Raw genomic sequence first — 12035 nt, forward strand, 5'->3', positions numbered from 1 at the left:
CGTCTTTGTTGTCGTCGAAGCGTCTCTGTCTCTTGTCACCTTCACCTTATTGTTCGTGACGCTAGGCGGCAGAGGGAGGTTGGGAGGAGTCATCGGGAGGCCGCAGCCCGTCGCAGGTGCGGGCCTTGGGCTCCTCGTCAGCCTGGCGCGTCGGCTCCCCCTGGTGAGCAAGCTCGAAAGGCACGAGCGCCTTTCGGAGCAGAGGGCGGCCTGCCTGAGGCAGATGCCCGCCCTTCTCGACGTGTTGGGACTGGGCCTGAGCTCGGGGCTCTCCTTCGACGCCTCCCTCGAGCTTTACTGCGATCGCTACGACAACGAGCTCTCGCATGCGTTTCGTGCGGCTCTCGTTTCTTGGCGGCTTGGTATGGCATCGAGGCAGGAAGCGTTGTGGTCGCTTGCCGACGAGACGGGGGTGTCTGCGGTCCGCTCGTTCGCTACGACCGTCACGCAGGCGCTCGAGTTCGGCTCGCCTCTTGCCGAGGCGCTGGAGAGGCAGTCGCAGGAGATTCGCGACGAGCGGCGCTCGCAGGTGGAGGAGGCGATCGAGAAGGTCCCCGTCAAGATGCTCGTTCCCTTGGGAACCCTCATCGTGCCCGCGATGCTGCTCTCGATTTTGGGGCCTCTGGTCGGCTCGTCGCTCGCCGTCGGGTGAGGAAGGAAAACTGCTGGCAGCTTTTGAGGAAGGGACTGATGGACATGCAGCTAAGCGAGAAGACAAAGTTCATTGCGCTGTTGAGGGACGAATCTGGCCAGGGGACGACCGAGTACGCGATTCTCGTTGGCGTCCTCGTGGTCATCGCGATCCTCGCCATCGTGAGCTTCAGGGGAAAGGTTCAGGAGCTGTGGGAGGCAATCTCCTCCGGCATCGGGTCCCTGTGAGGGGGCCACGCGGCAGGCGCAGGGGGTGCTTGCTCGTCTCGATCGCTCTTCTGGCCGCCTTCCTCGGTGGATTCCTCTCGTTGGGAACGGTGCTCTCCTCTCCCGGCGGCGCTTCGAAAGGGCCGACGGAAGAGGCCCCGCATGGCTTCGCTCCCTCACAGGGCGAGGGAGGCCGCGTGGATGCGGGAGCCAAGGGGGAAACCAGGCAGAGCGGCCGCAGCCTGCAGGAGGAGGCCGCCGACGTCCTTACCTCCTACAGGGGCCGAGGCGACTGTGCCCTGGCCGAGGCGGGATACCTCGACCTTTTGGGGAACGTGTGGTCCTGCATCGTGCAGGGGGACGGCTGGGTCGACATCTGCGTGGTGCGCTCCGTCGGCGAGGGGTCCGAGGTCAAGGTGACGCATCTGGACCGCAACGAATGGGAGAGGGGCTCTGAAGATGTGGGAGCTGGTGCGCCATGAACAAGGACGATTCTCGAGGGGACAGTCCACAATTGAATACCTGCTGGTCTTCGTTGCCTTCATTGCGCTTGCCGTCGCACTTGCGTCGGTTTGGAGGGCGGGGAGCGAGGGGTCTCTGCTTGGCTACTCGATCCGCGCGTCGTCGCATCTTGTCGGAGAAGGGCTTGCCCCTGCGCTCCAAGACGTCTTGCTGTACTGACGGACCTTGGCGGTGTCGGGGGCAGGCGACGATAGAGGCGGCAGTCCTTCTCCCCTCGGTCATGCTGCTCTTTGCGATTCTGCTCGAGCCTGCGTGCCTCTCGTACACGCGGACCATCATGCGGGCCACGGCGTGCGAGACGGCACGGGTCGCGGCAACGGACTACGACGGTGACCTGGACGATTGCAAGGGCTTTGCCCTCCGGCGCCTGGCGGCGGTGCCCGAGGTCCCACTCTTTCACGTGGGAGGAAAGGCCGACTGGCAGGTCGACATCGAACGAGGCGAGCACGAGGTCAAGGTGGCGATCAGGGGCCATGCGAGGCCACTTCCCCTGATGGGCGTCGTCGCCTCTGCGCTTGGAGAGTCCGACGGGGAAGGCGTCGTGCTTAGGGTCGAGGTAAGCGAGAAGGTCAGACCGGATTGGCTGGGTGGTTCATATGAGTCATGGCAGCAGATATGGGGGTGAGGGCCCATGCGAGGAGGCGTGCGCTCCAATAGGAATCGGGACGTTCGTTCGAGAGGACGGAGGCTACACGACCGTCGCCGTCGCGGTCGCTCTACTCATGAGCCTCGTGCTGGTCTTCGCGACAGCGACGATAGGGTGGAGCGTCGCCAGGGCCGCGGACGTCCAGACGGTCGCTGATGCTGCAGCCTTGTCGGGGTCGAACGTTGTCGCCGCCTACTCGACCATCGCGCAGGTGCTGGACGCCTGCGTGCTCAGCATGGGCCTGCTGGGCGTCGTCGTGTTTGCGGTCGGGCTCATCATGGCGGCTGTCCCCCTGCTTGCGGGCGCCTCTCCGCCCGTGATCGATGCGGGAAAGAAGATTCTGGCCGCCCGTCGCGACTTCGCCAAGAGCGCGGCCGAGGGACTTCGGCGCCTTGAGGCCGCCCTCCCGGCGATCGTGTCGGCGAACTCCGCCTCGACGGTCGCGGCCAACGCGCGGCTTGGGGTCTCGTACTCCGGCCTCGCGGTGGCGTTTCCCACGGAGAGCCAGTCGGACTTCTCGAGCCTGGCCGATGACCTCGATCCTGCCGAGATGGAGCAGGCCGCCGAGGAGCTGAGGCAGGCAAGCGAGGAGAAGCGCGAGGCAGCCGAGCGGGCGCGTGCAGCGCGAGATCGCGCCTGGCGCGCGGACAACATCGATGACCCGCTCTGCATGAGGAGCCGCGCCCAGACGCTGGCGGGGCTCACCGCGGGCCTCAACCCCTATTACGCCACGCCGGAGTCCTGGCGCTTCGACTACGCGCGCATCAGGGCGTGCAACTACTACCTGACGCGCATGAGGGAGGAGGCTCCTGTCACCGGTTCGGCGGCGGAGCTCACGCGCTCCTGCGCGAGGGCGAGATTCTATTCGTATGCGTACCAGAAAATCTGTGCGGCGACGTGCATCGAGGCCGACGTCGTATCCATTGACCTTCCCGAGCTTCCCCATAGCAGGGATACGGTTCGTGCGACCGAGCTCTATACCGAGCGAATCTGGCCTTGCACTATCGAGGGGAGCAGGAGGGTCCTCCACTGCTCCTCGTCGTGTCCGGGCGCGACGGGTGCGTCATCTGCCTACGCCTCGCTTTCCGACGTAGACCACGGCGGGGCCGAGCGCTGCGACGTCTGCCAGATGGACGCGCTTGCCATGGGCAACGTTGCGAACGCATCCACGAACATCGACAACGGCTTCGAGCACTACTGGCGCATCGTCGTCGAGGCGTCTCGCGACTACCAGCAGGCGAAGGCCGAGGAGGCACAGGCCGAGGAGCGAATGAGGGAGGCGGCCGAGAAGAGCGGAAGTGCCTTCGAACGGGTCATGGCCTACCTTTCGGCGCCCAGGCCCAAACTGTGCCCCCCGGGCGCGCATGGATGTATAGCATTCGTCATGCGCGCGAACCCGAGTGCCCCACCCTCGTCGCTTGTGGGCTCGTTCCTGGAGTCGGGGGAGATACCTGCCGGCGCGGCCGTCTCGGCCGCGACCCTCGCACCCGACGACGCGACAGACAGCCACAACGTCCTCTCGAGCGTCTTCGACGGAATCTCAAGCGAGACGGGGGAGCTTCTGCCGGGTGCCCTCGACGGCATCTGCGGACTGTGGGGCGATCTCCTCGTTGGCTATGGGTCGGCTTACGGGAACGTCAAGGAATCCATGGGCAACTTCATCGACGGGGCGGAAAACGTGCTCGGCGAGAAGACGGGCCAGTGGCTGCGCGACAAGATTCTGGGAACCATCTCGGCGGCCGGTATCGAGCCCGCTGACATGCGCCTTAGGAAGCCAGTTCTCACAAACAGCCAGTATATCCTCGACAAAAACGGAGGCTCGAAGATTGCCGAGGTCAGGGCATTCATTTCGACACTTCCCGATGATCCGGGAGAGGTGGTCGACGCGTGCCTCTCGAAGCTGGGGGAGGAGCTGGGCGAGGTCGACGTCACGGTTGCGGAGATTCCCGTCCCCGGCCTGGAAGGCACGAGCATTCCCTTGACGATCAACTTGGGGGACCTGATGGGGGCGGTGGCATGAGTCGGGAGAACCGTGGCCAGATGACCGTCGAGTTCGCCGTTCTCATGCCCGTCGTGATTGTCGTGGCGCTCGTCGTGTTCAATCTCACGAAATTCTGCGAGATGTGCGCCGTCTTCGACCGCGTCTCGAAGGATGCCGTCCTGTCGCAGGGGGTGGCGCCGTCGGGGGACCAGGCCACGTCGACTTCCGTCGATGCCGTGCGCTCCGCCATCGAGGCGGCGGTTGACTCCAGACAGTGCGAGATAGAGGTCACGGCCGAGCGCTCCTCGGAAGGCGCGCGAGGGGAGGGTGTCACGTTTCCCGTCTCTCCTCTTTTGACGACCTACCACTGCAAGCTGCGCTTTCGGCCGTGGCCCTCGTCCTTCTCCCTTGCGGGCGTCTTGTTCTCTCCGCCGCCTTTTTTGGTCCACGAGCGAACGATCGTCGTCGACAGGTTCAGACCGGGGGTGGTCGCCTGATGGGTGAGGTGCGCGTCTGTTCCGAGCGAGAAGGACTGGTGTATGGGTCGTTCCAGGTGCTGGAAGGCTGGTGGCCAAGGCTTCGGGGGCTCCTGGGGCCATTCGAGGGTGCACGGCCGGTCCTACTGGCCAGGTGCCGTTCCATTCATACGTTTGGCATGGCGTTTCCCATTGACGTGGCGCTGGTGCGCGCCGATGGACTCGTCGTCAGGGTCGCCCGTGCGCTTCCGGCATGGCGCGTCCTGGGGCGTCGCGGGACGGCGTATGTGCTCGAGCGTCCGGCGAGCGTGCTTCCGTGGCCATCGCCGGACGAGCGGATAGTAACGGAGCGAGTGAAGGTGGGTGGTCCAGAATGCAAGTGATGAGCGAGGAGGCAATGGGCGAGGTGTGGGATGCGACCTCGGGCAGGCCGGGAACGAAAACGTGCCCGCGCTGCGGGGAGGTGCTGTTCGACGACATGGACGTCTGCTACGGGTGTCTCTATGACTTCGGGCGTGATCCGCGGGCGTCATTGCTGGGCGACACCTTTGCGGACCTCGAGGAGCCTGACGGCCTTACCTGTGAGACAGAGCTGGAGTCGACGAGGTCCCTTGCCGGGGCGAAACTCCCCAGTTCGCGTTGGGACACTCTGGGTATCTGGGTGCGGGGTTCCGAGATGGACGTCATCCTTTCCGTTGGAGAGACCCCGCTCTTTGTCGGGAGAGATGAGAGCTGCGACCTGGTGCTCCACTCCAACGCCGTCTCTCGCAGGCACCTTGTTCTGGCAAAGGTTTCGTCGGGCCTTCGCGTAGACGACCTCGGGAGCACCAACCCAGCATTGTTCGAGGGAAGGCCAATTCGGGACTCGATCATCATGAAAAGGGGCGATACCGTGAGCGTCTGCGGCGTCTTGCTGACCTTTCTGGGCTGATGCCCGCACTTAGCTGAGTGCGAAAACCGACTTCTCCAGCTCTGCTATATTGCTGTGTAACCTGCAAATATAGGCCATTGCTGAGAAGAGGAATGATGACCACAGGAAAAGCGATGCCAACCAGACGACTCCTTGCCTGGCTGCTTGCGGCGACCACCCTTCTTGCGACGCTCGTCCTTGCAGCGGCCCCTCGGGCGGCTCGCGCTAGTGACGACTACTCCATTGATCGCGTTGACATTGACGCGACCGTCGACAATACCGGAACGGTTTCCGTCAAGGAGATGCGCGAGTACGACTTCGACGGAGACTTCCATGGCGTGTATTGGAAGATTCCGACGGGGGAGCTCAACGGAAACGAGGTCTCTGCGCTTGTCGATGAGGTGGGGGCTTTCGACCGCAACGGCAACTTCCAGAGCTTCTCCGAGAGTGACTCGGGGCAGGACGGCACCTACACGATCACCGAGTATCCCAACTACGTGAAGGTCAAGATCTACTCCGCGCACTCCGACGAGTCGGTTCGCTTCGCCATCAACTACTCCTACAGCTACCTCGCGACCAGGTATGCGGACACCTCCGAGCTCTACTGGAAGTTCGTCTCTGACGGTTGGGACCGTCCCTCCGAAAACGTGACGTGTACGGTCCACCTGCCGGTTCCCGCGGGGGAGACGGTGAATCCGGGTGACAACGTGCGTGCTTGGGGCCACGGTCCCCTTGACGCGACGGTCAACTTTGACGGCAACGACATCGTCTATAACGTTCCTGGCGTTGGGACGGATGAGTTTGCTGAGTGCAGGATCGTGTTTCCGTCCGAGTGGCTCTCGCTGACGCCCGAGTACAGCTCAAACAGGCTCGACACTATCCTTAGCGAAGAGCAGAAGTGGGCCGACGAGGCCAACGCGCGCCGCGAGAGGGCAAGACTCATCCAGAACGTCTTTGCGGGCATCGGTGCGGCTGTCTGCGTCCTCACCATTATCCTGTGCGTCGTGAAGCGCCGCGCCTACAAGGCGAGTCACAGGCCGCTCTTTGATGACAAGTACTTCCGCGACGTCCCGACGAACGACCACCCTGCCGTTCTGGGCGTCCTCTACAACGACGGCTCTGCCAAGGAGTCGGACCTGACGGCATCGCTCATGCGCTTGACGGACCTTGGCGTGATTAGGCTCGACCTCATCAAGAGCCGCCGAAAGGGCTTCCTGGGCACCGACAAGGTCGACGAGGACTATCGCGTCGTAAAGCAGAAGGACCTGTCGAACGACAGAGAGCATGACGGCTCGTATGAGATTGACGACCGGACGCTCCACTTCATCTTTGGGAGTCTCGCTCCGCTGGGCAAACGAAAGTCCGACGATGGGGTGAAGAGCGCGCTGTACTTCTCCGAGCTTGAAAGCATCGCCAAGAAGCATCCCAGCACGTATTCGAATGGCTATGACAGCTGGAAGGGGACGGTCGAGGGCGTCGCGGAGGGGCGTGGCTTCTTCGTGGACGAGACGCCCACGGGCAAGGGTGCCCTTGGCGCCATGCTCACCCTCAACATTCTCGGCGCGATCGCATGCGTCTTTGGGCTCGTCTTCGAGCTCGTCAACTGGTCCGTCGCCGTGCCTGTCCTTGCCGGGAACATCGTCAGCTTCGTTATTGGATGCTGGACCATCGGGTCGATGGATGACCTCTCCCGTGAGGCCATTGAGGTCAAGGCGAAGCTTGAGGCTCTTAAGAGGTGGCTCGAGGACTTCACACGCCTCGAGGAGGCTGTTCCCAACGACGTCGTCCTCTGGAACAAACTTCTGGTCATGGCCGTGGTTCTGGGCGTATCCGAGGAGGTCATCGAGCAGCTGAGGATGGCGGCTCCGCAGGTCCTTGAGGATCCCGACATCATGCCCGTCTACGGCTGGTACTACGCGCACAGCGTGCTTGGCTCTCCCATGCACTCCTTTGACAGTCTGGCCGCGTCTGCCCATCACGTCTCGAGTGCGGCCTTGGCGTCGTCCTCGTCGAGTTCCGGCGGAGGGTTCGGCGGCGGCTTCTCCGGTGGTGGCGGAGGAGGATTCGGCGGCGGTGGAGGCGGTGGCGCCTTCTAAGACAATGGCGCGTCTCTCTTGTCGTGTCTTGTACCTGCGATTTTACAATCCTCTCCAAACTATTTTCATTAATGTCGAAGAAGTTCGTTGACCTGGCTCCAATCTTTGCTATATTAAACGAGCTCGAAGAGAGCATTTCGGCTGGGTAGCTCAGTTGGTAGAGCAGGGGACTGAAAATCCCCGTGTCAGGGGTTCGATTCCCTTCCCCGCCACCATAAAAAACAGCAGGTCAGAGGCTACGTCTCTGGCCTGCTTTCTTATGCGGGTTCATGGTTGTCTTAAGCTTAGGGAAATGGCCACTCCGTAACGTGGCGAAGCGACCACTTTCGTTAACTTGGAGCGGCCAACCCGTCTGCTGCACGGTGGGCCGATTGCTTTTCAGTGCGCTACCGCGCCCGACAAAAGACGGGCAGACAAGACGGGGCGCGTAAGGAACGAGGGCACGTGTCCTCGCGCGCCTTGCTCTAGAACTTGACCGAGAAGGACGTGTCGTCTGGGTTGGGCTCGATTTCGTCCTTCTGGTCCATCACGTAGTCGATGGGGTAGCCCGCATAGGCGCGCCCAAAGGCGCCAAAGTAGTTCGCGATCTGCTCGTCGGTTCCCTGAAGCTCGAGGGTCACGCTGCCGTCTGACTCGTTTCTGACCCAGCCCGTGCAGCCAGCCTCGAGGGCGACCCTGCGGGAGGTCCATCGGAACCCGACGCCTTGCACTTCTCCTCTAAAGATGATTCGGAGCCTGCGCATCTCTTGCTCGTCTGCGCATTTCCTGCCAAATGGACTCATGGCGCCTCCTGGCTGCTGCAATGCACTTGCCTGAGCCGTACAATAGCACCTATATATGAGTAGACCCAGAGCGAAAGCTTGAGCGGAGCCTTGCATGTCAGCGAAATTCAACTTGATGACCGACTCGTGTTGCGACTTTTCGGCCCAGGATATCGAGAGCGCAAACATCAGCTACCTGCCCTTCACCTATACCGAGGCTGACAAGCCCGACGGTGGCCTTTCGGGCGTGGACGACCTGTTCCAGAGCCGCAGTGCGCATGACTTCTACGACCAGATTCGCTGGGGCGCCGCGCCGCTTACCTCGCAGCCGTCTCAGATGGTCTACGAAGAGGCGTTCCGCAAGGCGGCGGAGCTCGACAAGCCCACGGTGCTGGTCACCCTCTCGAGCGGCATCTCGGGTGCCTACAACGGCGCCGTGACGGCGCTCCACCGCGTCCAGGAAGAGCTTGGCCGCGAGCTTCCGATTTACATCGTCGATTCGCTGCTGGGATCGACCGCCCAGTACCTGCTGATTGAGGAGGCCGCCCGCCAGAGGGACAAGGGCATCTCGGCCGAGGACTTCGTCAAGTGGGTCGAGGGCGCGCGCTTTCACGTTCACGTCATCTTTATGGTCGACAGCCTGGACACGCTTCGCCATGGCGGACGCGTGCCGAAGTCGGTCGCGCTGGTTTCCGGCGCGCTTGACGCCAAGCCGCTGCTTACCTTCAACGTCGACGGGTCCCTGGCCTTCCTGGGCGTGACCCGTGGCCGCAAGAAGGCCATGCGCAAGATGGTCGACTACTACGCCAAGAAGCACTCCAACAGCGAGTATCCGGCCGTCGCCGCCGTCGGCAACGCGGACTGCGAGCATGACGGCCTCCGCCTTGGCTCGATGCTGTGCGACGTCGACGACACGATTCGCCTTCTGCCCTCCACCATCGGTCCTACCATCGGCTCGCACGTGGGTCCCGGCATGCTCTCGTGCTGCTTCTGGGGAGACGATCGGCGCGACAAGAAGAACGCCCTTGCGAGCAAGGTCAGGGGAGTACGCCAGGCCTAGGATGGCGCGGCGAACGAGCCGTGGGATCATGTGGCCCATGCATGTGAATGAGTGACGAGGCGGCCGTCGGTCGCCCAAGGAGGAATGATGAACGTAACCAGAAGGAACTTCCTGAAGTTTGCGGGTCTGGGCTCGGCCCTTGGCCTTGCCGCCTGCGGCAAGCAGAAGACCGACGGCAGCGGCGATGACGACGGCAACAGGCCTCAGGTCGACCTCAAGGAGTTCGCGGACCTGGACCTCGACATGTCCGCATGGAACTACGACTCGAAGAACGACTGCTACTACCAGCTGGGCCTCGCGTACTGCCTCAAGCCCGCGAGCAAGGCCTACGAGTCGCTGGCGATCTTCGTCCCCGGCAAATACTTCAACGCCGAGAAGAGCGGGGACAAGTACAAGTGCACGATCAACGAGAGCGCGACCGTCGGAAGCTTCACGCCCAAGACCGCGCCTGTCGTCATGCCCATCAACTCGGCGCGCCTCTCGGCCCAAGGCTGCCCCACGGCATATGACTATGGGGGACTCGGTACCTACCTGTCGCAGGGGCTCGTGTACGTCTACGCGGGATTCCGCGGACGCTCCGCCGGCTATGACAGCGGCACGACCAAGATGTTCCCCGGCGGTGCGCCCTGGCCCGTGGTCGACCTCAAGGCCGCCATCAGGTACCTTCGCTACAACGCGGAGGCCTTGCCCTTCTCGGCTGACCGCATCTTTGCGTTCGGCTATGGTGACGGCGGCGGCGCGTCGGCGATCCTGGGCGCCTCGGGAGACAGCGCGCTCTTCACCAAGTACCTCGAGTCCATCGGTGCGGCAACGCACGATGCCAAGGGCAACAGCCTCTCGGATGCGATCTGCGGATCGGCCTCGTGGTGCCCGATGATGTCCTACGACAGCGCCGATGCGGCCTACGAGTGGATGATGGGGCAGTTCTCGTCCGACGGCACGCGTGCCGACGGCACCTGGACCAAGATGCTCTCGAACGACCTCGCGCTGTCGTACGGCGACTACGTGAACCAGATGGACCTGCGCGACGCTAAGGACAAGCAGCTGACCCTTGACGCCGTCGAGGACGGCGCATATCTGGACGGCAGCTACTACGAGTACATCCTCGGGCTCGTTCAGAGCGCGGCGGCGGACTTCTTCGGCAGGACGCAGTTCCCGTACACCGAGGCCAAGTCCCGCATGGTCGACCCGGCGTTCCCCGGCGACCCGAACCTCTCCGCCTCGGGTGCCGACGCCCTGGACGAGGTGACGGGCAGTTCGACGACGACGGAGACCGTCCAGCCCGACTCCACGAGTGGCGTGGCACAGGTCCAGGCGACCGTGTACGACTCGCTGGGCAGCTATCTTGCGGCGCTCAACGGCGACTACCGCTGGGTCACCTACAGCTCGGGCCGCAAGGCCGCGCGCGTGAGCAGCCTTTGGGACTTCGTGGTCCACTGCAGGCCTGCCAACAGGGCGGTGAGCGCGTATGACGCGGTCGACCGCTCGTCCACGTCAAACCAGCTGTTCGGCATCGGCGACGAGTCGACGCTTCACTTCGACGCGACGGTCTCGAGTCTGGTCTCGGCAAACCAGGACAGATATGCGACGGCTGCCGGCTGGGATGCCAAGTACGTGACCGAGTGGGCGGAGGACATCACCAAGAAGGACGACCTTGATCAGGACATGTCCACGCGCGTCAATGCGATGAATCCCCTGTATCACCTGAGCGGACACTACGCGGGCTTTGGTACGGCGACGGTCGCTCCGCACTGGCGCATAAACTCGGGCCTGTTCCAGGCGACGACGCCCCTAACGGCCGAGGCGAACCTGGCCCTGGCGCTCCGGCACTACGACGGCGTCCAGGACGTCGACTTCAACGAGGTCTGGGGCAAGGGCTACGAGCTTGCCGAGCGCGAGGGCGACGCCCAATCGAATTTCGTGTCGTGGGTCGTCTCGTGCTGCCCCGCTCCGGAGGAGTCTGGCGAGTAGGGAGGCGGCTCGCTTCCTGTCGAGGCGATTCTCTGGTCACGCGCTGGCGCGTCTACCTGCCCGTATGTCGCACTATGAGCTCTGGTACTATTTGTTTGGAACAAGTCAAATTTTTAAACGATACACAAGCGACTGTCGCTATGCAATAGAGAATCAGTAAAAATTGAAAAGCTTTTCTCCCTTCGTGCTAAGATGCAATGCAAACGGTACGAAGGGAGCTTTTGTATGTACGAAGTTGGCGAGTATATTGTTCACCCCGGCCAGGGCGTCTGCAGGGTAGAAGAGATTGTCGACGCGCCGGCCGCGACGTACATGCTGCTCCCCATTGGCGGCCGTCATCCCATGAAGATCAGCTTCCCCGTCGCAAGCGAGGACAGGCTGCGTCCCGTCCTTACGGAGCAGCAGGCCAAGGACCTGATTCAAGACTACCCCAACCTGGACGTCGAGGAGGTCTCGGCCAAGAGCAACGCCCTCGAGGAGGAGCGCTTCAGGAACGAGATTCGCCGCGGCACCTGCCGCGACTCGGTTCGCATCGTGAAGACCTTCCGCAAGCGTATCGCCGAGGTCCGCGCGACCAACAAGAAGCCACCCGTGGTGTACGACCGCATCCTCAAGCTCGCCCGCGAGCGCTCCCTCCAGGAGCTCGCAGTGGCGCTCAACTCCACGACCGACGACGTCCAGGCACTGTTCGAGCAAAAGTACGGAGAGTCGTTCGAGGACTAGCCGGCACGTGTTGGGCGCCGGTGCCGCCCTG

At 62.9% G+C, this 12035-nt stretch carries 12 protein-coding genes and 1 tRNA gene; 12 read left to right on the forward strand and 1 reads right to left on the reverse strand.

What is annotated here, in order from left to right; all coding sequences use genetic code 11:
* Positions 1 to 79 precede the first annotated feature (79 nt).
* The 9 genes from BMY31_RS01140 (at position 80) to BMY31_RS01185 (ending at position 7704) form a co-directional block, all read left to right on the forward strand.
* Positions 80 to 652 carry a type II secretion system F family protein gene (locus BMY31_RS01140; RefSeq protein WP_257301241.1) on the forward strand — a complete coding sequence of 191 codons (573 nt, stop codon included), beginning with the start codon at positions 80 to 82 and terminating at the stop codon, positions 650 to 652.
* 38 nt (positions 653 to 690) lie between these two features.
* On the forward strand, positions 691 to 879 hold the full coding sequence (locus BMY31_RS01145) for a Flp family type IVb pilin (protein WP_078686452.1): 189 nt from the start codon (positions 691 to 693) through the stop codon (positions 877 to 879).
* 29 nt (positions 880 to 908) lie between these two features.
* The gene (locus BMY31_RS01150) at positions 909 to 1340 is read left to right on the forward strand and encodes a hypothetical protein (protein WP_078686453.1); all 432 of its coding nucleotides are present in this window, start codon (positions 909 to 911) and stop codon (positions 1338 to 1340) included.
* A 119-nt stretch (positions 1341 to 1459) separates the two neighbouring features.
* On the forward strand, positions 1460 to 2005 hold the full coding sequence (locus BMY31_RS01155) for a TadE/TadG family type IV pilus assembly protein (protein ID WP_257612312.1): 546 nt from the start codon (positions 1460 to 1462) through the stop codon (positions 2003 to 2005).
* A gap of 97 nt (positions 2006 to 2102) precedes the next feature.
* Positions 2103 to 4046, forward strand: a complete 1944-nt coding sequence (locus BMY31_RS01160; RefSeq protein ID WP_078686455.1) for a hypothetical protein — start codon at positions 2103 to 2105, stop codon at positions 4044 to 4046.
* Positions 4043 to 4504, forward strand: a complete 462-nt coding sequence (locus BMY31_RS01165; RefSeq protein WP_234970617.1) for a hypothetical protein — start codon at positions 4043 to 4045, stop codon at positions 4502 to 4504. Before BMY31_RS01160 ends, BMY31_RS01165 begins: the two co-directional genes overlap by 4 nt.
* 352 nt (positions 4505 to 4856) lie before the next feature.
* Positions 4857 to 5414: an FHA domain-containing protein gene (locus BMY31_RS01175; RefSeq protein WP_180371319.1), complete on the forward strand. Its 558-nt coding sequence runs from the start codon at positions 4857 to 4859 to the stop codon at positions 5412 to 5414.
* A 113-nt stretch (positions 5415 to 5527) separates the two neighbouring features.
* Positions 5528 to 7489, forward strand: coding sequence for a DUF2207 domain-containing protein (locus BMY31_RS01180; RefSeq protein ID WP_091007512.1), 1962 nt, complete (start codon positions 5528 to 5530; stop codon positions 7487 to 7489).
* 139 nt (positions 7490 to 7628) lie between these two features.
* Positions 7629 to 7704: transfer RNA gene (locus BMY31_RS01185), tRNA-Phe, on the forward strand.
* Between the two features lie 249 nt (positions 7705 to 7953).
* Here BMY31_RS01185 and BMY31_RS01190 read toward each other — a convergent pair.
* Positions 7954 to 8271, reverse strand: coding sequence for an acylphosphatase (locus tag BMY31_RS01190; RefSeq protein WP_200802589.1), 318 nt, complete (start codon positions 8269 to 8271; stop codon positions 7954 to 7956).
* A 94-nt stretch (positions 8272 to 8365) separates the two neighbouring features.
* Between BMY31_RS01190 and BMY31_RS01195 the strand changes: the two genes are divergently transcribed.
* The 3 genes from BMY31_RS01195 to BMY31_RS01205 all read left to right on the forward strand — a co-directional run bounded on the left by BMY31_RS01195 (position 8366) and on the right by BMY31_RS01205 (position 12004).
* Positions 8366 to 9310 (forward strand): DegV family protein, encoded by a 945-nt coding sequence (locus BMY31_RS01195; protein WP_078686457.1) that lies wholly within the window; start codon positions 8366 to 8368, stop codon positions 9308 to 9310.
* An 87-nt stretch (positions 9311 to 9397) separates the two neighbouring features.
* On the forward strand, positions 9398 to 11281 hold the full coding sequence (locus tag BMY31_RS01200; RefSeq protein ID WP_091007515.1) for a subtype A tannase: 1884 nt from the start codon (positions 9398 to 9400) through the stop codon (positions 11279 to 11281).
* Positions 11282 to 11506: 225 nt separating this feature from the next.
* The gene (locus BMY31_RS01205; RefSeq protein ID WP_078686459.1) at positions 11507 to 12004 is read left to right on the forward strand and encodes a CarD family transcriptional regulator; all 498 of its coding nucleotides are present in this window, start codon (positions 11507 to 11509) and stop codon (positions 12002 to 12004) included.
* Positions 12005 to 12035 lie beyond the last annotated feature (31 nt).

It is taken from the genome of Parafannyhessea umbonata, assembly GCF_900111255.1.
Lineage (GTDB): Bacteria > Actinomycetota > Coriobacteriia > Coriobacteriales > Atopobiaceae > Olsenella_J > Olsenella_J umbonata_A.